This is a genomic window from Vibrio sp. E150_018 (assembly GCF_053544035.1).
Window position 1 is genome coordinate 22142 of record NZ_JBHGNY010000005.1, and the last position, 24630, is coordinate 46771.

Annotated in this window: 22 protein-coding genes; 5 read left to right on the top strand and 17 right to left on the bottom strand. The window is 43.3% G+C overall.

What is annotated here, in order from left to right:
- Positions 1–112 precede the first annotated feature (112 nt).
- The 3 genes from ACE3G9_RS07270 to ACE3G9_RS07280 all read left to right on the top strand — a co-directional run bounded on the left by ACE3G9_RS07270 (position 113) and on the right by ACE3G9_RS07280 (position 2049).
- The gene (locus tag ACE3G9_RS07270) at positions 113–706 is read left to right on the top strand and encodes a YjaG family protein (protein ID WP_417879523.1); all 594 of its coding nucleotides are present in this window, start codon (positions 113–115) and stop codon (positions 704–706) included.
- Positions 707–957: 251 nt separating this feature from the next.
- Positions 958–1230: an HU family DNA-binding protein gene (locus tag ACE3G9_RS07275; RefSeq protein WP_027695367.1), complete on the top strand. Its 273-nt coding sequence runs from the start codon at positions 958–960 to the stop codon at positions 1228–1230.
- A gap of 87 nt (positions 1231–1317) precedes the next feature.
- A complete protein-coding gene (locus ACE3G9_RS07280) occupies positions 1318–2049 on the top strand; it encodes a DUF1481 domain-containing protein (RefSeq protein WP_449218800.1) in 732 nt (243 codons plus the stop codon).
- Between the two features lie 97 nt (positions 2050–2146).
- Here ACE3G9_RS07280 and purD read toward each other — a convergent pair whose 3' ends face one another.
- The 4 genes from purD to ACE3G9_RS07300 form a co-directional block, all read right to left on the bottom strand.
- Positions 2147–3442: a phosphoribosylamine--glycine ligase gene (purD, locus tag ACE3G9_RS07285; protein ID WP_449218801.1), complete on the bottom strand. Its 1296-nt coding sequence runs from the start codon at positions 3440–3442 to the stop codon at positions 2147–2149.
- A gap of 110 nt (positions 3443–3552) precedes the next feature.
- Complete coding sequence (purH, locus tag ACE3G9_RS07290) at positions 3553–5145, bottom strand: bifunctional phosphoribosylaminoimidazolecarboxamide formyltransferase/IMP cyclohydrolase (RefSeq protein WP_449218802.1); 1593 nt, start codon at positions 5143–5145, stop codon at positions 3553–3555.
- 226 nt (positions 5146–5371) lie between these two features.
- On the bottom strand, positions 5372–5575 hold the full coding sequence (locus ACE3G9_RS07295) for a hypothetical protein (RefSeq protein WP_449218803.1): 204 nt from the start codon (positions 5573–5575) through the stop codon (positions 5372–5374).
- A 267-nt stretch (positions 5576–5842) separates the two neighbouring features.
- Positions 5843–6805 (bottom strand): DMT family transporter, encoded by a 963-nt coding sequence (locus ACE3G9_RS07300; protein WP_417879528.1) that lies wholly within the window; start codon positions 6803–6805, stop codon positions 5843–5845.
- A 153-nt stretch (positions 6806–6958) separates the two neighbouring features.
- Between ACE3G9_RS07300 and ACE3G9_RS07305 the strand changes: the two genes are divergently transcribed.
- Positions 6959–7780 carry an AraC family transcriptional regulator gene (locus ACE3G9_RS07305; RefSeq protein WP_417879529.1) on the top strand — a complete coding sequence of 274 codons (822 nt, stop codon included), beginning with the start codon at positions 6959–6961 and terminating at the stop codon, positions 7778–7780.
- 109 nt (positions 7781–7889) lie between these two features.
- Here the strand turns inward: ACE3G9_RS07305 and ACE3G9_RS07310 are convergent, their stop codons facing one another.
- The 13 genes from ACE3G9_RS07310 to ACE3G9_RS07370 form a co-directional block, all read right to left on the bottom strand.
- Entirely contained in the window at positions 7890–9389 is a 1500-nt protein-coding gene (locus tag ACE3G9_RS07310; RefSeq protein WP_449218804.1) for a PTS transporter subunit EIIC, read from the bottom strand.
- 158 nt (positions 9390–9547) lie between these two features.
- Positions 9548–10570 (bottom strand): LacI family DNA-binding transcriptional regulator, encoded by a 1023-nt coding sequence (locus tag ACE3G9_RS07315; RefSeq protein WP_449218805.1) that lies wholly within the window; start codon positions 10568–10570, stop codon positions 9548–9550.
- Positions 10571–10833: 263 nt separating this feature from the next.
- Positions 10834–11130, bottom strand: a complete 297-nt coding sequence (gene fis, locus ACE3G9_RS07320) for a DNA-binding transcriptional regulator Fis (RefSeq protein ID WP_027695356.1) — start codon at positions 11128–11130, stop codon at positions 10834–10836.
- Positions 11131–11393: 263 nt separating this feature from the next.
- Positions 11394–12362 (bottom strand): tRNA dihydrouridine synthase DusB, encoded by a 969-nt coding sequence (gene dusB / locus ACE3G9_RS07325; RefSeq protein WP_417879543.1) that lies wholly within the window; start codon positions 12360–12362, stop codon positions 11394–11396.
- A gap of 159 nt (positions 12363–12521) precedes the next feature.
- Positions 12522–13412, bottom strand: a complete 891-nt coding sequence (gene prmA, locus ACE3G9_RS07330; RefSeq protein WP_449218806.1) for a 50S ribosomal protein L11 methyltransferase — start codon at positions 13410–13412, stop codon at positions 12522–12524.
- 98 nt (positions 13413–13510) lie between these two features.
- The gene (gene panF, locus ACE3G9_RS07335; RefSeq protein ID WP_417879545.1) at positions 13511–14977 is read right to left on the bottom strand and encodes a sodium/pantothenate symporter; all 1467 of its coding nucleotides are present in this window, start codon (positions 14975–14977) and stop codon (positions 13511–13513) included.
- Positions 14970–15254, bottom strand: coding sequence for a YhdT family protein (locus ACE3G9_RS07340; protein ID WP_417879546.1), 285 nt, complete (start codon positions 15252–15254; stop codon positions 14970–14972). The genes panF and ACE3G9_RS07340 overlap by 8 nt, the downstream gene beginning before the upstream one ends.
- A gap of 509 nt (positions 15255–15763) precedes the next feature.
- The gene (accC, locus tag ACE3G9_RS07345; protein ID WP_417879547.1) at positions 15764–17107 is read right to left on the bottom strand and encodes an acetyl-CoA carboxylase biotin carboxylase subunit; all 1344 of its coding nucleotides are present in this window, start codon (positions 17105–17107) and stop codon (positions 15764–15766) included.
- A gap of 55 nt (positions 17108–17162) precedes the next feature.
- Positions 17163–17621, bottom strand: coding sequence for an acetyl-CoA carboxylase biotin carboxyl carrier protein (accB, locus tag ACE3G9_RS07350; RefSeq protein WP_417879548.1), 459 nt, complete (start codon positions 17619–17621; stop codon positions 17163–17165).
- Between the two features lie 112 nt (positions 17622–17733).
- Positions 17734–18192: a type II 3-dehydroquinate dehydratase gene (gene aroQ / locus ACE3G9_RS07355; RefSeq protein WP_417879549.1), complete on the bottom strand. Its 459-nt coding sequence runs from the start codon at positions 18190–18192 to the stop codon at positions 17734–17736.
- Positions 18193–18552: 360 nt separating this feature from the next.
- Positions 18553–20499, bottom strand: coding sequence for an acetate--CoA ligase (acs, locus tag ACE3G9_RS07360; protein ID WP_449218807.1), 1947 nt, complete (start codon positions 20497–20499; stop codon positions 18553–18555).
- 177 nt (positions 20500–20676) lie between these two features.
- A complete protein-coding gene (locus ACE3G9_RS07365) occupies positions 20677–21312 on the bottom strand; it encodes a 3'-5' exonuclease (protein WP_449218808.1) in 636 nt (211 codons plus the stop codon).
- A 4-nt stretch (positions 21313–21316) separates the two neighbouring features.
- Entirely contained in the window at positions 21317–23146 is a 1830-nt protein-coding gene (locus tag ACE3G9_RS07370) for a DUF294 nucleotidyltransferase-like domain-containing protein (RefSeq protein WP_449218861.1), read from the bottom strand.
- 316 nt (positions 23147–23462) lie between these two features.
- Here ACE3G9_RS07370 and ACE3G9_RS07375 point away from each other — a divergent pair, with 316 nt between their 5' ends.
- Positions 23463–24623, top strand: a complete 1161-nt coding sequence (locus tag ACE3G9_RS07375) for a 3-phenylpropionate MFS transporter (protein WP_449218809.1) — start codon at positions 23463–23465, stop codon at positions 24621–24623.
- The last annotated feature ends 7 nt before the right edge of the window (positions 24624–24630 follow it).

The following is a 24630-nucleotide window of genomic DNA, read 5'->3' on the forward strand; positions in this document are numbered from 1 at the left end:
ATACTAAGCTCCATGCTTTTTTTAGGTAAACCGAATGCTTTTTCAAGTAAACGATACGGTTATCAAGTACACTTCCCATGTCTGGTATTATTTGGAATGAGTTAACGTAATTATGCTACAGAATCCCCTTCAAGTCCGCTTAGAAAAATTCGTCCCTTGGCAGCAAATGACTTTCATGGCCTGTTTATGTGAGCGTATGTATCCAAACTACGCTTTATTTTGTGAAAATACCGAATTTGCCGATGCGCGAAAATACCGTGAGATTTTAGACAGTGTTTGGGAAGTGCTAACGGTTAAAACTGCCAAAGTGAATTTCGAACGTCAACTTGAAAAGCTAGAAGAGTTGATCCCAAGCTCAGAAGACTATCAATTCTATGCGGTATACCCTGCGATTGATGCCTGTATTGGCTTATCTATTCTGCTACATGCTCTGCTCGACCGTGAAGAAATGTTTGAATCGATGATCGACTTAAGCCAAGTCTCTGTTAAAACAGTTGCTCAGCTTGAAGAAGCACAAGGTAGTGATGAAATCACCAACGAAAATCAAAAAGAGAATGAAGCGGTTTGCCAAGAATGGGATGTTCAATGGGCATTATTCCGTCCACTACGTGAATCAGAAGTTCGCGATATTGATCTGATCAAAGAGTTACGTATCGAACTACGTGAAGAAGGCATGAGTAATATTGGCATTAGTGTTGAACATTAATGTAATGAAATTGCCATAAAAGATTATTCTAATGAATGTAGTGTCATTTAAATCAAGAAAGCATTAATAGTTTAAAATTCATCATTTTGTATCTGATTTTCCTAAAAAAATACAAAATGTGAGTTAAGGCTCAAATTATGGTCAAAATTACGTCATAAGATCAAAAGAAGTGCCACAAACCTTTGCCAGACGTGGCCTTTATGATTTAGAGTGACTTCAGACCTTAAAAACAATGAGAAGGGAAACCTAGAATGAACAAGACTCAATTAATCGATGCCATTGCTGAAAAAGCAGACTTATCTAAAGCTCAAGCTAAAGCGGCTCTTGAAGCAACTCTTGAAGGCGTAACTGGCGCTCTTAAAGATGGTGATCAAGTGCAACTAATTGGTTTTGGTACTTTTAAAATTAACCACCGTGCAGCTCGCACTGGCCGTAACCCTAAAACAGGCGCTGAGATCCAAATTTCTGCCGCAAATGTTCCAGCATTCACAGCCGGCAAAGCACTAAAAGACGCAGTAAAATAATTTTACTTTGTCTTGATAATTTGCAACTCGCACCCAGCGGTTGTTTATGTATATACTACGCTGAGTGTCTTCTCAGCGTAGTTTTTTATGAAACGTAGTTTATTTTCCATTCTTGTCTTATCTTTGCTTGCCGGTTGTTCATCATCTGGCTCATGGACAGATCATATCAGTAGTAAATTCTCAGGCTCAATCGAGTCTGCCGAGTTATCCGGTGGCGAGCTAGAAGACACTTCAAAAGCTTTCTATTGGTATACTCGAGCTCTATCTAAGCCGAGGGTGGCATCAGATTACGTTCAATTACCGGATAATGCTTGGTATAAAAGTAGCTACCAGTGGCAAAAGGGCACCATTAAAGAGATCGTTCGTGAAGGTGAAATGCAACAAAGCAGCGATGGTTTAAAGCCGTTTCTTGTGCATATTCGTTTTAGCTCTGAAGGCGAGGCGATTTATCAGCGTTATCGTTTAGATGACCAAATATTACCATTAAACCAAAAAGACTTAGATTATTACTCACAACAAGCGGAAGACTTAGTCAAAAAGGTCGATGATATCCATGACCGAGGTTTTGAGTTAATTCAGGGGATATGGAATGGTAGTACCTTTGATTCATGTGATGGTATTCAATATAACAATTTGCAGTTTGATCAAGTCGCTAATATACCATTCGCGGTAAAAGAGCGAATTAATAGTTTAAACAGCTATGCTGCGTTTATTGGTTATAAAGATAAAAAGAGTAAAACCGTGATAGTTGAGAAGTTATTATCGTTAGAGAAGCCGGTTCATGGCTGTATTCAACGAGCTCACCTTATTATGAATTAATGCTATCCCTAAGTGACTTCAATATATTGTTTTTGAACATAAAAAAGCGCGTACTTTTATCAAGTACGCGCTTTTGCTTTTTTATTGGGCTGAGAATTTATTTCTGCTCTTGTTCACGAGCAATCGCACGATAACCGATATCATTGCGATGGAACATACCGTTCCAGCTTACTTGTTTTGCAAGCTCGTAAGCATGTTGTTGAGCTTCTGAGACCGTGTTACCTAATGCCGTTGCACATAGTACGCGCCCACCGGCTGTCACGACTTCACCATTGGCATTGTTCGCTGTACCCGCATGGAAGATCTTCTCACCTTCAACATCATTGGTAGCAGGTAAGCTGATCACATCACCTTTAGCGTAATCACCAGGGTAACCACCCGCAGCGAGTACGATACCGATTGAAGCACGTGGATCCCAGTGAGATTCTGCTTCATCTAATTTCTCATCAATTGCCATCAAGCAAAGCTCAACGAGATCAGATTGCATACGTATCATGATAGGTTGTGTTTCAGGGTCACCAAAGCGGCAGTTATATTCGATCACTTTAGGTGTGCCATCAGCCATGATCATCAGACCGGCATAAAGGAAGCCAGTGTAAGGGTAACCTTCTGCATCCATACCGCGAACGGTTGGGTAAATCACTTCTTCCAACACGCGCTGGTGGATTTCAGGTGTCACAACAGGTGCTGGAGAATAAGCACCCATACCGCCGGTGTTTGGTCCGGTATCTTTATCACCGACACGTTTATGGTCTTGGCTCGTCGCCATTGGTAGAACGCTAGAGCCATCAACCATAACGATGAAGCTGGCTTCTTCACCATCAAGGAATTCTTCGATGACGACTCGGCTACCAGCGTCACCAAAGGCATTGCCAGCCAACATATCTTGAATGGCATCTTCTGCTTCTTCAAGTGTCATCGCAACAATCACACCTTTACCAGCAGCAAGGCCATCCGCTTTAATCACGATAGGTGCGCCTTTCTCGCGCACATAAGCCAATGCTGGCTCGATTTCAGTGAAGTTAGCGTAATCAGCTGTTGGGATTTTATGACGCGCTAGGAAATCTTTAGTGAACGCTTTAGAGCCTTCAAGTTGCGCGGCATCTTTGGTTGGACCAAAGATAGGTAATTTTGCCGCACGGAAAGCGTCAACCACACCAATAACGAGTGGTGCCTCTGGGCCCACAATCGTCAATTCAATGCTATTGTTTTGCGCAAATTCAACTAAGCCTTCAATATCTTCTACACCAATATTGACGTTTTTAAGTTTAGGCTCAAGCGCGGTACCCGCATTACCCGGTGCAACAAATACGGTTTCAACGTTTGGGTTTTGCGCCGCTTTCCAGCCGAGTGCATGTTCGCGGCCGCCGGCGCCAATGATTAGTATTTTCATATTTATCGTATCTCTTTTATGTACGTTTCTCGGATGCTCGTTTCTCGTGACTCGGAAAATCAAAAGCGATCTATCGAGATACGAGAAACGTAATACGAGAAACGAAAAAATTAATGACGGAAGTGACGCATGCCGGTAAAGATCATCGCCATACCGTGTTCATCGGCTGCGGCAATGACTTCATCATCACGCATTGAACCACCAGGTTGAATCACACATTTAATGCCCGCTTCTGCAGCAGCGTCGATACCGTCACGGAATGGGAAGAAAGCATCCGATGCCATCACACAACCTTCAACTTGTAGGCCTTCGTCAGCGGCTTTAATGCCCGCAATTTTGGCTGAGTAAACACGGCTCATTTGGCCTGCGCCCACACCAATCGTCATATCGCCCTTTGAATACACAATCGCGTTAGATTTCACGTATTTCGCCACTTTCCAGCAGAATAGTGCATCTTTTAATTCTTCAGCACTTGGTTGACGTTTTGATACCACTTTAAGGTCATCCAACTCTACCATGCCTTGGTCACGATCTTGAACTAGTAAGCCACCGTTTACACGCTTGATATCAAACTCAGTGGTTTTGCTTGTCCATTCGCCACATTCTAGTAGGCGTACGTTTTTCTTCGCTTCCACGACTTTAATCGCTTCAGCTGAAACTGATGGGGCGATAATCACCTCAACGAATTGACGATCAACAATCGCTTGTGCCGTTGCAGCATCCAATTCTTGGTTAAAGGCGATGATGCCACCAAAGGCTGATGTAGGATCGGTTTGATAAGCGCGGTTGTAGGCTTCAAGAATATCTTTACCGAGTGCTACACCACATGGGTTGGCGTGTTTAACGATCACACAAGCTGGCTCGTTGAATTCTTTCACACACTCAAGGGCAGAGTCCGTATCGGCGATGTTGTTGTAAGACAGTGCTTTACCTTGGATTTGGCGAGCGGTTGAAACTGACGCTTCTTGAGGATTCGCTTCAACATAGAAAGCTGCGGCTTGGTGGCTGTTCTCACCGTAGCGCATATCTTGTTTTTTCTCGAACTGTTGGTTGAAAGTGCGAGGGAACTTGCTTTCCTCATCACCTTCTTTGTTCTCGCCGTAACTAGGAACCATAGTGCCGAAGTAGTTCGCAATCATGCCATCGTAAGCCGCAGTGTGCTCAAATGCTGCAATCGCTAAATCAAAGCGCGTTTCTAGGGTTAGAGACTTATCGTTAGCATCCATTTCTGCAATCACGCGGTCGTAGTCGTGCGCGTTAACCACGATGGTGACATCTTTATGGTTTTTAGCCGCAGAGCGAACCATAGTTGGCCCACCGATATCGATGTTTTCAACGGCATCTTCTAGCGTACAGCCTTCTTTGGCAACCGTTTCAGCGAATGGGTAAAGGTTAACCACGACGATATCGATAGGGTTGATGCCGTGTTGTTCCATAACCGCTTCATCCGTACCACGACGGCCTAATACGCCACCATGTACTTTTGGATGAAGAGTCTTAACACGACCGTCCATCATTTCAGGGAAACCTGTGTAATCAGACACTTCTGTGGCGGTGATGGCATTATCTTGCAGCAGCTTAAAAGTGCCGCCAGTTGAAAGGATCTCTACACCACGTTGAGTGAGTGCTTGAGCGAATTCCACAATACCAGTTTTGTCAGATACGCTGATTAAAGCGCGACGAATTGGGCGAGCGTTTTGCATGGCTTCCATATTCCTTAAATCACGGAGTTAAAAACAGAAAAAGATGTTTGCCAAAGTGAAACTAGAGCGAGAGCTAGCATACTTTGGTAAAAATCTTAATTGTTTGAGAGTGGTGACCAATCGATCACAAAACGCCAAGATTTGATGGTGCACATTCTAACTAACTTCAAACCAAAAAGCTCGCGCAATCGTTTGGCTTTTTTGTATGTTAAACAAAATCAAAAACTTAATCTTTGAATATATCTTGGAAAAAGTGGCCAGTTTCTTTAGCAGCATCACGGGTGGCGTGACCGATGGTTTTACCTGCCTCTTTAGTCGCCTGAGCAGCATCACGAGCGCCCTCTTTAAACTCTTGTTTATCTTGGTGTGCACAGCCAAGTAACGTTGCTGCCGCTAATAATAGGAGAGGATAATGAGTAGAGCTTTTCATGTTTCATCCTTGAACCATTATAAAAGTGGTCAAATGATAACCTGATGTGGTGGGGTTGTTAAGCGGAGTCTCGCAGAATCATTTTTGGTGGAACAATAATTCGTTGTGGTGGCAAATTCGGTTGCTGCATTTTTCGTATGATTTGTAATGCTGCTTGTTGGCCAATGTAGTTATCCTTACCTATTGTCTTTCCTGCCGCTTGAGCGCCGTATATCGCACCGATTGCAGTAGCGGAACGATGACATAAAATTGCAGTGATTTTAGGGTTTATTTACGATCGTTGGACAGCGGTGGGTTTGCTTGACTTGCAGTGGATGGTTGAAGTGATGATAGCATATTCATCGTTTTGGGTTTCCGCTGCGCCAACGTTAAGCCCAAAAATACCAGTGCACCACCAATAAGATGGTATTGGGTTGGATGTACGCCCAGCAAAACAATACTGATGCTAGCCGTAAAAATAGGCACTAAGTTCATGAATAAGGTCGCACGTTCAGCACCAATTAACGCGACGCCTTTTAACCAACACCAAGGAGCGATGATGGAAGCGGCCAGCGCAGCAAACCCTACCATGGGCCAAGCCTCTATTTCGATTCCCCAGTGTTGACTTGAAAACAATAAAGGTAGTTGTAAAAGCGCGCCAAGAAATACTTGGCAATAGACTGTACACCAAGTGGTTAAGGGCAAATTCCAACGGTTTAGTAAGACGGAATACAAGGCATAAGCACAAGATGCCGCAAGCATCAATAGATCACCTTGTTTTAAGCCTTGGTTAACAAGATGCATTAGGTTGCCTTCACTGAGCATATAAATTAAGCCACAGAATGAAATTACGGCACCGAGTACAATCATTTTGTGCAACTTAGCACCTAACAGTGGTACTGCGAGGAATAAACCAATCAGCGGCATTAACGATAAGAAAATAGCAATGTTGGTGGCGCTGGTGGTGTAAGCTGCGTAATAGGCCAAGCTTTGATTGAGAACCATACCTAAAGAAGCCAGGATCGTTAGCTTCAATAAGTATTTTTTGACTGCCAGCCATTGGCGAGATACTTCAACTAAACAAAATGGTGTGAGAATTAATAATGCCACAAACCAGCGATAAAATGCGATGGTGCCAGGTTCAATGGTTGTTGTTGCCATTTTACTGACGACTGCATTGGTTGCCCATATTGCAACAGCGATAGTCGGAAATAAGCTACGGACAAATAAGGTTTTGGAGTCTGTTGTCATGGTTGTTCCTCCTTGAAGAAACTTGTTATACCTTAACGATAAAACGTTTTATCAAACTGAACATGTAGTGTGGCATGAAAGAAATAAAAGATTGTAGGTTGAATCGGACACTGAATAGGTCGATTCAGACAAGCGGATAAATGGGATGGAGTGATGACAAACAATCAAATGAATGGCAACCCAACCTTTATGCCTAAATTGGTTGAGCAATTACCAAGTACGGTATTCATACATTACTTTCACATTGCTGGTGGCACAGAAACGTTGCCGCACCAACATAATTGGGGACAGATTCATCTCATTAAACAAGGCGTGTTAGAGATGGAAGTTAATGGTCGAAAAATGGTATCACCTGCCGGTTATGCCATTTGGACTCCCGCTAATGTGCCGCATCGTGCTTTTAACCGAAGGGATGTTGAGTATTGCGCAATTAATATTGATATTGCCCGTTCTGAAGGTTTGCCTACAGAGGCTTGTATGATCGCCTTGCCACCGCTGGTGCTTGCTATTATTGATGATTTAATTATTCGAAAAGTGGATAAAATTGAAAGTCATCAAGACAAATGTTTAACCGATGTATTACTTGATAGGTTAGCGAGCGCTCACAAAGTCGATGATTTTCTTCCCACAACGCAAGATGCTTTATTACAGCCTATCTTACGAGCATTAGAAGACAATCCCGCTGATGATCGCGGTTTATCTGATTGGGCTAAATCAGTGTATTCAACCGAGAGAACTTTAACGCGTCGTTTTCAAAAACAATTGCGTATGAGTTTTAATGAATGGCGACAGCGCTTAAAAGTTGTGACGGCTTTACAGTTACTCAAGGAAAATGATTCAATTAATCAAGTGGCTTTCTTGTTAGGTTATAGCGATGCATCCGCGTTCATTAAAATGTTTCGTCGTCATACAGGATTAACCCCAGCTGTTTATCGCCAACAAGTTAGTGGTATTCAACCTCATTTAAATGAGTAATAAAGAAGGAGGGGCTGCAAAAGCAGTACTCAAAATAACAAGGTTTACGAATTCACGTAAACCTTGTTAAATCGATAATTTTTTGAATTTAAGAGCAGGGATTATTTTATTATGCTTTTAATAGCCCTTCAATTTCATTAGAAATAAATTGCGCTCTGGAGCCAAGGATCACTTGAATTCCAGTATCGCCGACATAAACCACTCCTTTAGCACCTAATTGGGTGAGGCTATCTTTATCAATAAGATCACCTTGTTTAAGTTGTAATCGCAATCGTGTGATACAAGCCGTAGATGATTGAATGTTATCAAGTCCGCCCACACTTGCGAGTACTTTGGTGGCTAACTCATTATCTGAAATGTCATCAATGTTAGTCGTGATGGTGACACGACCCGGAGTTTTTACATCTAACCTTCTGATTACAAACCGGAATACAGCATAATAGATAATTGCCATTGGGATGCCGACAATCACCGCGCTTAAATAATTGGTTTCAAAACCATTGAGTGATGGAACAATACCAAATGAGATATAGTCAATTAACCCCGCTGAGAACGATTTCGCAATATGAGCATCTAATAAATACATCGCCATGTAAGACAGGCCCGCCATGATAGCGTTAAAGACGTACAAAATAGGTGCAACAAAAATAAAGGTGAATTCCACAGGTTCCGTAATGCCGGTTAAGAAACAAGTTAATGCAGCAGAAAATAAAATACCCGCGGCGATTTTTTTGTTTTTGGTGTGAGCTTCATGGTACATGGCCAAACAAGCCGCAGGCAGTGCAAACAGCATCAAAGGAAACTCGCCTTGCATAAACTTCCCAGCATTTTGGTAGCTATCAGTCGAGAAGGATTTCACACCTTCGGCAAGCATTTTGAACCAAATGGTTTGATCCCCATGAATAACTTGTCCTGTTGTCGTTGTGTACTCACCAAACGAATACCAGAAAGAAGGGTACCAAATATGGTGCAATCCAAGAGGGATTAACGCCCTTTCTGTTAAGCCAAAAATGAAGGTGGATAATGCCTGATTGCCACCATTGACGATACCAGATAACGCATTGATACCATCTTGAATATGCCCCCAAATATAAGGGAGTAATAAACCAAGAAAAAAAGAAAATAATGCAGTGGCGAGGGGAACAAAACGTTTTCCAGAAAAGAATCCTAGAAATTCAGGAAGCTGTATCGCATGAAATTTATTGTAGCAGTAGGCCGCTAAAATACCGGAAATTAACCCTCCAAACACACCCATTTGCAGGGTAGGAATACCAAGCACTAATGCATATTTTCCACCGGACATTGCCATTTCAGGCGTGATATTTAACATCGTGCCTATTGTGGTATTAATGATGAGAATAGAAACCGCAGCTGATAATGCTGCAATGCCCGATTCTCCAGCTAAGCCCACCGCCGATCCAATAGCAAATAATAAGGGTAAGTTATCAAAGATTACGCCACCTGCGTGCATCATTAATGGTAGGTCAAACTTGTCTCCAAAGGCGAGCAATAAGCCTGCAGCGGGTAAGAGTGAAATCGGTAGCATTAACGCACGGCCAATTAACGATAATCTGGAAACGGCGCCAGTGAGTGATTTTATAAGGTTCATAAATCATTTCCTCCTTGAATTCATGACAAGGAGATTATAAGAAGGGCCAAGTCAAGTAAGCGAAATAAAGCGATGTTTTTATTAAAAATTAAACGTTTTACTTTATAAATCGACTTTTTAGTTAAACGTTTTACTTCTCGAAAATTTTAATAAAATGGTTATTTATGATGAATGCTAGACGGGATCATCAGGCGAAAAGAAGGAGATTTCTCTTTGGGAGAGTCTTCCATTTCTTGGTTGACCTCAAAAAATCGTCGGCAAGCTTGAACGCCTATTTCCCCCAGATCGGCTGAAATAAATAAAGGTTGATAGTTAAAAGTGAAGGTTGGTCTTGTATCCACAAAGCAGATCAAAGAGACAACTTTACCGAAGACTTGATCGTAGCCAACCTTGTGGCCTAAACGTTCGATGGCAATACACGCTTCACCGTAGGATTGAAGATCATGACAGATCACGGCCGAGATAGCTGCATCTTCTTTTAATAAATGAAAAATTCTTTCAGATAACCCTTCATCTGAATCCAAAACACAATGGATGCTTACGGATAAATTGGCGTGATTAAGGGCTTTAAAGTAGCCTGAAATTCGCTCAGCTCTGCACATTGAGCCGGTTTCGCCTCCGACATAGGCAACTTTTCTGTGACCTTGATTAATGAAATAGTCTGTTGCCATTCTTCCTGAGTTAGCGTGGTCGATACCGAGATAATCGACTTTATCGGTAAAGATAGTATTTTTTGATAAATCAATAATGGGTAAATCATCCGGGACAAAATCTAATGCCGCATGATAACAAGCGCCTTCAGATAAACAGTAAAAGATCCCATCAACTCCTTGGGAGACGAGCTGATGAGTTTGTTCGGTGAGTTTTTTCCATTGATGATCGCATTGATAAATATTGATCAGATAATCTTGTTTTTGCAGTCTATCAAGCAAGCTTTTTAAAGCATGGGATGTGTATTCACAACTTATATCACCTACCACGATACCAACGGTTTTGCTGTATTTAGATCGCAATTTGGCGGCAAGGTGATTGCGTACATAGCCAATATCGTGAGCAATCTTAATGATTCTATCTCTTGTTTTAGTTGAAATATTTCCCTTACTCCTTAATGCCATTGACACTGTTGTGGTCGATACTTCGGCTTTTTTGGCAATGTCTTTGATCGTAACTGTATTTTTCATGAACTCTGCTTGAATAGTGAAATATGGCCATCATCACGGCTTAGAGAGTCAACTATAGCTGATATTTTTCAGATTTATCTTGCATCTTCGAGAATGGTGAGAAGAAAGTGAATGAAAAAATTGAGAGGGAGTTATTGATTCAGGAGAAGTGATGGTTTTGGATATGTTTAAAATAGATAGCAATATTTCTTTTATAGAGTTTTCAATAATAGGAAAGGCTTACAAATCATAGTAAGCCTTTATTATATCAAACTAACTTAATTTTAGTTCATGCCGTATTTTTTAAGCTTCTTACGAAGAGTACCACGGTTGATACCCATCATGTTCGCTGCGCGAGTTTGGTTGCCGCGAGTGTACTGCATAACCATATCTAGCATTGGTTGTTCAACTTCAGCTAATACTAATTCGTAAAGATCGTTAACGTCTTGGCCATTTAACTGAGCAAGGTAGTTCTTTAAAGATGCTTTTACAGAGTCACGTAGTGGCTTCTGTGTGATCTGGTCTTGTGATGTAACAGTAGTAACTGTGAATGGTTCTGAAGTCAGATTTTGTTCGAACATAATTAGTCTTAGCTCTTCTTCTGGTAATTATAATGCAACGATACCCGTCATATTTAAAGCGACAGCGTTGTTGGCAGCGTTCTCTCACCCCAATCATTTAGACGAGCTAAACTCATGGGGCCTCGTTCACTTGCCGCCTAGCTGTAACTTTAACTATTTAGGGTGGTATTTACCCTGCTTATGTTTAAAGCGACAGCGTTGTTGACGATGCTTATTAACCTGAATCACTAGGCTTCATACGCGGGTCGTCTTGCTGCGAGTGTTTAAATACTCGTGGTATAAAAATAATTTCTTAGCACATCAATTTGCTTTTCTGCATCTTCGATGGCGTTGAAAATACGGCGGAACTCACCTTCACTATCATGCTCTTTTAGATACCAACCCACATGCTTACGAGCGATGCGAGGGCCTAAAAACTCTCCATAAAACTCATGAAGGGCTTGAACATGACCAATTAAGATGTCTTGCACTTCTTCTGCTGGAAGCGGTGGCAAGTGTTCTCCGGTTTGTAAAAAATGTTGGATCTGGTTAAAAATCCAAGGTCGACCTTGGGCAGGCCTACCAATCATTAGAGCATCCGCACCAGTGTAATCTAATACGTATTTCGCTTTTTCTGGGCTATCAATATCACCATTGGCGATTACCGGGATAGAGATAGCTTGTTTGACGGCTCTAATGCTGTCGTATTCTGCTTCGCCTTTGTACATGCAAGCTCGCGTTCTCCCGTGGAGTGCCAGCGCTTGTATGCCACATTGCTCAGCCATCTTGGCAACTTCAACACAGTTTTTATTGTCTGTGTCCCATCCTGTGCGCGTTTTTAAGGTTACTGGAACCTCAACTGCATTCACCACCGCTTTTAATATCTGCTCGATAATATCGGGGTGCTGCAACAACGCGGAACCTGCCAGTTTTTTGTTCACTTTTTTGGCTGGACAACCCATGTTGATGTCGATGATTTGAGCACCGTTTTCAACACTGATTTGCGCAGCTTGTGCCATGAGATCAGGATCTGCGCCCGCAATTTGTACAGAACGAATGCCCGATTCGCCTTCATGTACCATGCGTTGTAGCGACTTGGATGTGTTCCAAACTTTAGGATTGGAGGACATCATTTCACTGACAGCCATTCCTGCACCATATCGAAGACACAATTCACGAAACGGTCTATCGGTCACACCCGCCATCGGGGCGACGATTAGGTTGTTCGGTAATGTATAATTTCCGATTTTCAAAACAGCATCACACTTCATCTCGGCAAGGGCGCGCATTTTACGCATTTTTTCGGGGCGTGAAAAGACTAATATTTGACCATTTCATAAATAGTTTGCGAAATTGTCTACTTTTCAGTCAATTAACCCCGAGGGTAGAGATAAAAAGTTTTTAATGCTGCGCTACTGAGGCTTTTTTTGACCCGAGATGCGGCACCATTCTTGTTGCTCGATAATTGGGTCAAGTTCGAAAGCATCTTGGTAGTAAGTCGCAACATCGGCTGCTTGCGAATCAAGCACGCCAGACATAGCCAATAAACCATTTGGTTTGACTAGGCTAGTGATTACGTCTGAAAGCTCGCGTAATGGCCCTGCAAGGATGTTAGCAACCACGACATCGGCAATTAAGCCTTCTGGTTGGTCTTGAGGTAGGAATAATTCTAATTGGTCTGCTACGCCGTTACGCTCAGCATTATCGCGTGAAGCCAAAATCGCTTGTGGATCGATATCAATACCAATCACTTTGGCAGCGCCTAGTTTGATAGCTGCAATCGCTAAAATGCCAGAGCCACAACCAAAGTCGATGACCGTTTTGCCTTCAAGATCTAAGCCTTCTAACCACTCTAAACATACAGAGGTCGTTGGGTGAGTACCGGTACCAAATGCTAGGCCCGGATCAAGCATCACATTAACGGCACTTGGATCAGGGATTTCGCGCCAGCTTGGGCAAATCCATAGACGCTGACCAAATTGCATTGGGTGGAAGTTATCCATCCATTCACGTTCCCAGTCTTTATCTTCGATCTGCTCAATTTTATAAGCAAAATCGTCGCTGAGCATTTGGCTGCCTTTGATTTGGTTTAATACGAGTTGAGTATCAATCTCTGCATCGTAAAGCGCGAGGATGTCTGTTTCACCCCATAAACGAGTTTCACCCGGTAGTGGTTCAAATACAGGGGTATCTTTGGCATCTAAGAAAGTGACAGATAACGCGCCCGTTTCTTCCATTAACATGTCGCCAATGGCTTCGGCGTTAGTGTCAGTGGCATTAAGTTTAATTTGAATCCAAGGCATGGGATTGGCCTCTTGCTAGGTTAATTTGGATAAATAAGAATTGAGGCGAAGTTTAGCAGATGCGCCTCGCCTTGTAGAGATTATATACTTAAGTGGCTTCAATATACCGTCTTTGTATCAACGGTTTGAAGCTGAGTGTTGGGCTTGAGCTTACTACCAATGATAAAGGCGATTAATCCAAGTAGTAGTGTCGGTACGATGGCATGTATACCGCCCATGTCCGGTTTGAAGGTACTGAATGCGATATAAGAAAACAGCCCAACCACCATTGACGCGAAAGCGCCAGTTGCCGAAGCGTTTTTCCAATAAAGCCCTAATACCAATGGCCATAGGAATACCGCTTGCATGCCGCCAAAGGCTAATAGATTTAGCCAGATGATCATATCCGGTGGGTTAAGCGCCGCGACAAACACTAACGCAGCAAAAATACCGGTGACCCATAATGATAGTTTCGGTAGTGTTTTTTCCGCTTTTTCGCCTTGTGCCATCGAAGGGTTGATGTAGTTGATGTATAAGTCTTTCAATAAGGTCGCGGAGGCTTGAATTAATTGTGAGTCAATCGTCGACATAATTGCCGCCATTGGCCCAGCTAAGAAAACTCCGGCAACGACGGGTGGGAGAACTGTGATCATTAAGGTTGGCATAATTTGGTCAGGACTAGCGATATCCGACACGATAGCACGACCAAAAGCGCCGGCTAAGTGCATGCCTAACATCAATAGTGCCACCATAATGGTACTGATTACCATGCCTTTGTGTAGAGAGCCACTGTCTTTATATGACATACAGCGCACCGCGGCGTGGGGCAAACCAATCACCCCAAAACACACTAGTACCCAAAAGCTCATCATAAAAGGTTCGGTGAGAAAGTGGTTTGGTCCGTAAGGGGTAATTAAAGCCGGATCAATGCTGTGTAAGTCGGTGACGATTTCGCCAATGCTACCACCTGCATGCACGATACCGACTAGTAATGCAATCGTACCAATAATCATCATGATGCCTTGCAAAGTATCGGTCATGACGACGGCGCGAAAACCGCCAATCGTCGTGTACAAGCCAACCGTAATAGCAAAAATCATCAAGCCGTGGGTGTAAGAAAGCCCAGTCACGGTTTGCAGCAAACGCGCACCACCGACAAACTGAACCACCATGGTGCCAAAGAAAGCTAACAATAAAGATAACGATGCAAACACTACGACACCGCGATTTTTATAACGGGCGTACAGAATATCGTTTAAAGTAAGAGCATTATGACGACGGGCTTCAATGGCAAACTTTTTACCTAATACGCCGAGAGTCAGCCAAGTCGCAGGCAATTGGATCATCGCCAGTAATACCCAACCAAGTCCCATTTGATAAGCTGCGCCTGGGCCACCAATAAAGGAGCTGGCACTGGCATAAGTAGCAGCAAGGGTCATCGCCAATACAAAGCCGCCCATGCTACGACCACCGACTAGATATTCATTTAAAAAACCTTGTTTGTTGCTGTGGCGACTACTCCAAAAAGCCAGACCGAACACCGCAATAAGGTATAATGCTAACGGGATAAGAATTTGGCTATTCATGATGTTCTTCTTGTTCGATTTCTAGTGACATATCTTTATACATCCATTTCACCATCGCAGCGCACAGTAAAGTAAAGATAACTGGGCCGACTATACAAGCCATTAAAAACCATAACGGGAAACCAAAGTAGAGGGTTGGCATCTTGGTGATGTTTTGTGGGCTAGGCGCTAAACCATAAGCGGAAATATACCACCAGACAAAATAGGCTAAGGCGAGGCCAATCGCCCACTTAGCTTCTTTATGTGCTTGTCGATAACGAGCCTGTAGTGTTTTCATCGAGATGATCTTTACTGAGGTGAAGAGAGGGGAAGCATTTTTACAAACAATCAAAAGAAACACAAATAGGATAAATGAGCGTTACTCGAATCTCGGGCGTTTTACTTCTCGTGGCTTGGAAAAGCGAAAAGATGGTTGCGCGTTGTGTGAGCGCTTCGCTTCGTGTTGCGTGTAAAAGCAAGAGCAAAAAATATTGCGAGAGGCTGATCGCTCTTACACGCAACACGAGACGCGTCACTCGAAACGCACAATTCCCAACAAAAAAACGTCATTCCTGCCGAGTCTAGGCGAGAGCGGGAATCTACTCACAGCGCGTTGAATATAGATCCTCGATGTCGCCTAGGCTCCTCAAGGATGACAGCTTTTTGTATCACTTATTAACGCTCTTTCTTGCTTAAGCAAGAAAGAGCCCGAGTACCGAAACCCGAAAACAAAAAAAAGACCGCAGTTTTCACCACGGTCTCTTATCTTTTCCTAGTAACTAGGGACTAGCTCCTAGCAACCTGCTTTTACTGTAACCCTAACTTCTTCTCAAGGTAATGAATGTTTGCACCACCGTGCTGGAAGTTTTCATCCATCATGATGTCTAGCTGTAGAGGAATGTTGGTTTTGATGCCATCAATGATGGTTTCAGCTAATGCATTCTTCATACGTGCAATTGCAACATCACGGTTTTCACCGAAAGTAATAAGCTTGCCGATCATTGAATCGTAGTGTGGCGGTACAGAGTAGCCAGCATACACGTGAGATTCCCAACGAACCCCCATACCACCTGGTGGATGGAAGTGTTGGATTTTACCCGGACAAGGTAGGAAGCGCACTGGATCTTCCGCATTGATACGACACTCAACCGCATGGCCGCGGATCTTAATATCGTTCTGCGTGAATGATAAAGGTTGGCCTGCTGCAATACGTAATTGCTCTTTGATTAGGTCAATGCCAGTTACCATTTCTGTCACTGGGTGCTCTACCTGAATACGAGTGTTCATTTCGATGAAGTAGAACTCGCCGTTTTCGTATAGGAACTCGAAAGTACCGGCGCCACGGTAGCCGATTTCAATACAAGCACGCGTACAACGCTCACCAATGTATTGACGCATTTCTTCGGTAATACCCGGAGCTGGAGCTTCTTCTACCACTTTTTGGTGACGACGTTGCATTGAACAGTCACGCTCACCTAGGTGGATTGCGCCGCCTTGGCCATCTGCTAATACTTGAACTTCAATGTGACGAGGGTTTTCTAGGTATTTCTCCATGTAAACCATGTCATTGTTGAAGAAAGATTTTGCTTCAGAGCGAGTCATTGCAATTGCTTCAACCAAATCGGCATCTTTACGTACGACACGCATACCACGACCACCGCCGCCACCAGAGGCCTTGATGATAACTGGGTAGCCAATACGTTTTGCAAAGGCACGATTTTTCGCATCGTCATCGTCTAACGGACCATCAGAACCCGGTACACAAGGTACGCCAGCTTTTTTCATTGCGTTGATAGCAGAAACTTTATCACCCATTAGGCGAATCGTTTCAGCTTTCGGGCCAACGAAGATGAAGCCAGATTTTTCAACTTGTTCAGCGAAATCGGCATTCTCAGATAAGAAACCGTAACCTGGGTGGATAGCAACTGCGCCCGATACTTCTGCAGCAGAAATAATGCGTGGCACGTTTAGGTAGCTATCTGTACTGCGAGCGGGACCAATACAAATGGTTTCATCTGCAAGTAGTACATGTTTTAAATCACGGTCAGCCGTTGAGTGAATGGCGACCGTTTTAATGCCTAGCTCTTTACATGCGCGAAGAATACGTAGGGCGATTTCGCCTCGGTTCGCGATGACTAATTTATCTAGCATTTTATTGCCTCTTGTTGCGGTGTTAATGATGAGAGATCTGTTTGAGACAACAGATTTATTCAATCACAACAAGCGGTTGATCGAATTCAACAGGCTGGCCATCTTCAACAAGAATAGCTTTAACAACACCTGTTTTATCAGCTTCAATTTGGTTCATCATTTTCATCGCTTCAACGATACAAAGCGTTTGACCTTCTTGTACGCTTTGACCAACTTCGATGAAAGATTTCGCTTCTGGGCTTGGAGAACGGTAGAAAGTACCAACCATTGGTGAAAGTACTTTGTGACCAGTTTCTACTGGAGCAGCCGCAGGCGCTGCTGGTTCAGATGCCGCTGGAGCAGCCGCAGGCGCTGCTGGAGCAGGAGCTGCTGCATATTGAACTGGAGCCGCAGGCGCCGCTTGATTGCTATAGCGGTTGATGCGTACTGATTCTTCACCTTCAGAGATCTCAAGTTCAGCGATGCCAGATTCTTCTACTAGCTCGATAAGCTTCTTGATTTTACGAATATCCATAATGTGTTCTCTATTAATTTAATTATTCATTTCACGACAATAGTTAAACTACTGCCAATATCGTAAACGCGGTCAAGTAATTTGAACGCGTGAAATCTTGGTAGCGACGTCATTAAACCGATGATGTTTGGCTTAAATGAGTGTGCGCTGCCGAGAGTGCAAATTGGTAACCTTGAGCACCGAGCCCGCAAATCACACCAACTGCTTTATCAGAAAGATAAGAATGATGGCGGAAAGCTTCGCGAGCGTGAACGTTCGATAGGTGCACTTCAATAAATGGAATCTTTACTCCAAGCAATGCATCGCGTAATGCCACACTAGTGTGGGTAAACGCGGCAGGGTTGATGATGATAAAGTCGACGGTGTTGTAGGCGGCATGAATTGCTTCGATCAATTCGTATTCACGATTCGATTGTAAATGAGACAGTTCGATACCTAACTCTTTAGCTTGCGCCTCTAAGTTATTAACAATATCCGACAATGTATTAGAACCATAATGCGTCGGTTCACGTAACCCGAGCAAATTTAAATTCGGCCCATTTAAGACTAGAACTCGTAAGTTTGCTGACATTGTGTGGCTAATATCCATTAAAGTGAATGTAAAATGCATCATGTCATAATTTTGATGCTTTGCTAAGTAAGATAGCAAAAAAAATGACGCTACATCTAATGATTTGTCCAATTATAGCTAAATCAGCGCAAATCGCAGCATTTTACTGGTCTAATGAGGTGATAGCCGGTTTTCGGAGTCTCGTGGCTCGTTTCTCGACATTGATGTGAAACCTTCAATATTATGATTGAAGTGAGAAGGGCTTTTTCTTTTTCGAGCCATGAGCAGCGTAGCGCCCGAGAATCGAGTAACGAAAAAAACCGCAGCCTAAGCCACGGTCTTTATTATTTATTTTTACGCTTTAGGTGTCGCGATCGATATCTACACCAAATTCGCTTTTTCTTCGATTAGCTTATCGACTACGCTTGGGTCGGCAAGAGTTGAAGTATCTCCTAGGTTGCCGGTATCACCGGTGGCAATTTTACGTAAGATGCGGCGCATAATTTTACCTGAACGAGTTTTCGGTAGAGAATCTGTCCAGTGCAGTACATCTGGCGTGGCGATTGGGCCAATTTCTTTACGTACCCAGTCTTTGACTTCTTTATGTAATTCCGCAGATGGGAACTCACCATCATTTAGCGTGATGTAAGCATAAATCGCCTGACCTTTAATATCATGTGGAATACCGACAATCGCCGCTTCGGCAATTTTATCAAATGCCACGAGAGCCGATTCAATCTCTGCGGTACCCATGCGGTGACCTGATACATTAAGTACGTCATCGACACGACCTGTGATCCAGTAATAACCATCTTCATCACGGCGTGCGCCATCACCTGTGGTGTAAACCCCTTTAAAGGTTGAAAAGTAGGTTTGCTCAAAGCGGTCATGGTCACCATAAATAGTGCGCATTTGTCCCGGCCAAGAGTCGGTGATCACTAAGTTACCTTCGTTAGCACCTTCCAGTGTATCTCCTTCATTATCAAATAATGTTGGTTGCACACCAAAGAATGGACGTGTGGCTGAACCCGGTTTTAGTTCGGTTGCGCCCGGAAGTGGCGTGATCAAAATGCCGCCAGTTTCTGTTTGCCACCAAGTATCAACAATTGGGCAACGTTCATCACCGATGGTTTTGTAGTACCACTCCCAAGCTTCAGGGTTAATTGGTTCACCTACCGAGCCCATAATGCGTAGGCTGGAACGATTGGTGCCTTTAATTGCTTCATCGCCTTTTGCCATGAGTGCACGAATCGCCGTTGGTGCGGTATATAAAATGCTGACTTGATGTTTATCAACCACTTCGCTCATTCGGCTAGTATTCGGATAGTTTGGCACCCCTTCAAATAGAATGGTTTTTGCACCGTTAGAGAGTGGGCCATATACAAGGTAAGTGTGACCAGTGATCCAGCCGACATCAGCGGTACACCAGAACACGTCATTTGGTTGGTAGTCGAACACATATTTGAATGTCATCGTGGCATACACTAAGTAACCGCCAGTGGTATGAAGTACGCCTTTTGGTTTACCGGTTGACCCTGAAGTGTAGAGAATAAATAGCGGGTCTTCAGCATTCATTGGTTCTGGCGCGCATTCTGGCGAGGCTTGTTCGGTTGCTTCATGCCACCAAATATCACGCTCAGCATTCCATTCAACATTGCCACCAGTGCGTTGGAAAACTACCACGCTGCTAATATTGTTTTCTGGGTTTTGCAAAGCTTGGTCTACGTTAGCTTTAAGTGGCACGGCGCGTCCACCGCGTACCCCTTCATCGGCGGTGATCACAACTTTTGCGTTAGAATCAATAATACGACCGGCCAGAGCATCAGGAGAGAAACCGCCAAAGACGACAGTGTGGATAGCACCGATACGAGTACATGCTAGCATGGCGACGGCGGCTTCTGGCACCATTGGCATATAAAGACAAACCACGTCGCCTTTTTTCACGCCCTGTGCTTTTAATACATTGGAGAAGCGACACACTTTTTCATGCAGTTGGTTAAAGGTGATTTGCGCGTCATCGTTTGGATCATCACCTTCCCAAATAATCGCGACTTCATCACCACGTTCTGCGAGATGACGGTCAATACAGTTAGCGGAGACGTTAAGCTGGCCATCTTCAAACCATTTGATGCTGATGTTGCCAGGTTCAAAAGACGTATTTTTAACCTGAGTAAAAGGTTTGATCCAATCAACAATCTTGCCGTGCTTGTCCCAGAAACCTTGTGGGTTATTGACCGATTCCTGGTACATGGATAAGTAAGTGTCATTATCGGCGTGAGTTTGCTGCAAGATGTTTTCTTTAACTGGATGAATATGAACTTCACTCATTGGGCTCTCCTTGCTTGAGTAGGACTCAATTCTTAATCTGTAGGGGGTTGTCTTTTTTGTTTTATCTTACTTTCCGCCTATGAGGTGTTTTCTACAATTAGACTTTAGGCTTAGATATTGTTAATAAAGGTTTTTTAGCTAAAATTATCGGATGAAATGAGAGCTGGATCGGATGTTTTAACCTTTTCGATAAGCAAGACTTGGGTTTGGCATGCTGCCGTAAGTGAGCCGAACATAAATCAATGCTGCGGTAATGGCATCTTGTAGGGCATCATGGCGTTCTTGAATCGGTAGTTCTAAGTGTCGACAAATCGCCTCTAAACTTAAATCGCAATAAGCGTTGGGGAGTAGGCGTTCTAGTTGCTCATGATAAAGATGGCTGACTTCAATTAATGGATTAGGGAGTGGAAACCCAAAGTGCTTTTTATAAGCGCGATCGAGTATCGTTTTGTCATAACGGATGTGGTATCCCACCAATGGGCGATTGCCGATAAATGCCAGTAATTTCTCTAATCCTTCGGCTTCCGAGTAGCCTTCAGCTAAATCATTATGGCGAATACGATGAATTTTCACTGAATTGGAACATAACGATTGCGGCGCTTTCAGCTTGATATGAAACGGCTCACTTGTAATGATTTTGTTGTTGATGATTTTGGTGGCAGCAATGGTGACCAATTCCGCTTGTTGTGGATTTAAGCTGGTAGTTTCGCAATCTAAAGACACAAATTCACCTTTGGGGATCATGCCAAATAACGGTTGATACGGAGAACCTTTTAGGCGATAAAACCAATATAAACGCTGCAGAGTGTTCATACGCTTACTCCCTAATTTGATAATGGTAACCAAGCCATTGCTTGAACTTTTTGACTACATGTAGGCTATGGCGTAGTAGATCGCGCTCACTACGATTGAGGCTTTGGACATCCAGTTGATTGTGACTATGTTGGCAAGTCAGTTGTTGTGATAGTCGCCACTTGATAAACAGTTTGAGGGCTTCCGATAAATTATCAGCAGTTAAGCTTTCTAGAATATTTTGTTTTTGTAGCTGTTCAATTCGCTCGAAAGTATTGCTAGCGAGAATTTGATGCTCTAGTGCCAAAGTGCGAATGCCGTGTACGATTGGGAAAATCCCACCTTGTTTAATATCAATGCCTTGTTTGCTTTGTTTTACTTGGCCAAAAAAGGTTAATGGCACCGCAAAGCCTAGCGCAGGACGAGCGAATTCCATCAAGCCTAGCCCATTATTGTGCATTAAAATGTGTAGCTGTTGTTTCAGTGGTTTGAGTAGACTTTTATTGCCAGCAATGGCTTGAGCGTCCGAAAAAATCGCCAGTTTCATCACCGAAGATGACGAACTTTCTTTGGCCCATTGTTGTAAGCATTTTTTCCAATCAAGCTGATTTTTGACCCATTCAGGATTGTTGACCATCACTTTACCGGGGCACGGTGGATAACCAAGCCGTTGCAAAGTTTCACTGAAACTGTCCATCAAAGGGCCAAATTGATGCCAATGTAGACCATCTTTAATGATTAACGCATTATCTTGATCGGTTTTGAGAATTTGTTCGCCACGTCCTTCCGAGCCGAGTACCAATAAGCAACAGTGATCATGTAAGTGCGCTGGTACAATAAGCTCAAACGCTTTCTCTATGATCTGTTCATTGACTGCAGAAATAAGCTCCATAATAAATCGAGTACGAATACCGTTATGTTGCAGGGTGTGTACTAATTCTCGTTGTCGACTGGCCGCATCGATCAGTTCCTCTAGATTATTGGCGTTAGCAATTCTTAAGGTTAATACGTGCGAATGGGTTGAAAATGCGCTCAGCACTTGGGTGAGGTTAAGCATACCGATGATTTGTTGCCCTTGAGTTACCGCAAGGCGTTTGCACTTGTAACGGGTCATTATGATCATGGCATCAAATAAATAATCACCTTCAGGCACATGCAGAACCGGAGAATTCGCCACTTGTTGAGCAGGGTAATCAAGCGGTTGTTGATCTAGGGCAATGGCGTGCAATAAATCGGTACGAGTAATTATGCCAAACGGTAATTGTGAATCGGTATGTTGTTGATTGGCATGTCGGTGAGTGGGCAAGGCAATTAATGCTGCATCACTGCCATGTTGCTGCATCTGTTCGGTGGCTTGTTTTAAATTGGCATCCGCCTCAAGTATTAATGCTGGGGTGTAGATAGCTGCATCAACTTTGGTCAGAATAAATTCAGCTAGATTTTGTTGATTATGTGCTTGTTCAATTCGTTGTTGGCGAGCGGATAGGTTGTTATCAAAATAAGCGGCAAAATCTTCATTTTCTTCATATAAGGTTAAGAAAATACGTTGAGGAAGTAGGTAGGTAAGTGTGTCTTCTAGGGCGGTATAACGATGTTTTATGTTGCCATCAAGTAGTGATCGTACATCAAACATATCTTCATGGGCGTAATGAGCAAACACTTCTCGACCATCATCACTGGTTTCTTCTACTGCGCCCTTAATTAATACATACAGATTTTCATCACATTTTCCTGGAGTGAGTATGGTGTCGGATTGGCGAAAGTAAGCCACATCAAGATTCGAGCGTAGTTGTGCCCGTTGCTGTTCTGACAAGCGATCAAAAGGTGCTAATGTCATATTAAATTTATCAGGCATGGCAACGACACTCATACTCATACAAAAATGTGAGGTATCAGTGTGGCTATTTTCTAGTAACCACGCTAGACGACTTTGGTCTATATCCTTTGTTCTTGAAGTTGCCGCTTTGTTGTCATCCCAATTGAATAGGCAAGCTATGCTCATGGGGCTTCATCCTCTTGTCACCTCATTGCAACTTCAAGAAGTTTGGCTATATATCTTAATTCGATCATGGGGGCTCGGTATTTTTAATATTACTTGAATAGTCACTTCGTGGGTTTACAGGCATAATATCGTTTGATTTTTGTATCTCAACAAAACCTTGGATGGAATCATGCTCAAGCCCGCGCCTTTCGGCTGGATATCGCAATATTTTTTCGGCTTCTTTTTTGTTTATGGTGTGTACTTGCCTTTTTGGGGCTTATGGCTTTCACAACAAGGTGTCTCCTCAACAGATATTGGACTGTTAATTGGGTTAGGCTTTGCTACTCGCTGTGTAACTAATTTATTACTCACCCCGAGACTACACAAAGTCGAATATTTATTACCAGCTTTGCGTATTCTGACGTTTATTTCGTTAATTTTCTGTAGCTTGCATGTGCTGACTGGCGGTGATTTCTGGTGGTTGGCGTTAACGACGGTCGGTTTTAATGCTAGCTTTGGTCCCGGTATGCCATTGTCCGATGCGGTCGCTAACTATTACAGTAAATTGAAAGTGATTGATTATGGCCGTAGTCGTTTATGGGGCTCGGTGTCCTTTATCGTTGGTTCAACATTGGTGGGTTATTTAGCCAATGGTTTTGGTGCGGATATGATTGTCTATACGGCGATGGCAGGTTTATTGGTGGCCACCTTATTTTCTCTGCGTAATCCAACTCAGTTATTGGTGACTCAAGCCGCCGATCAGCATCAAGAACGACCGAAACTTATTGGGTTAGTCAAGCAATGGTCAATCGTGAAATTTCTGTGCTTGATTGCTTTGATTCAAGGTTCTCATGCTGCCTACTACAGCTTTAGTGCCATTCATTGGAAAGAAGTAGGGATTCCCGAGTCGATGATTGGCTATTTGTGGAGTTTTTCGGTGGTTTCCGAAGTGTTGTTATTTGCGTTTAGCGCGCGATTATTCGGAGGGTGGTCGCTGCGTGCTATGTTTTTAGTTGCTTCTGTCGCAGTGATAGTCCGTTGGAGTGGCCTGGCGCTGACCCATGATATTTGGCTGTTGGCGGGGTTGCAGACGTTGCATGGCTTAACTTTCGCGCTGACTCACTTTGCTACGATTCGTTATATTCAGCAGTCTGATGACCGTCATATGGTGCCATTGCAAGGTTTGTACAATGCGATTCCTCTAGGCGCATTTGTTGCTTTGATGACAGCGTTAAGTGGTTGGGGTTATCAAGTGTGGGGCGCGGGCGTTTTCTGGGCAATGGCGGCAATGGGCGTCCTGGCTCTATTGATTAAATTAGATGATCCCAAAAGATTAAAATCATCAGACTGATTTGATG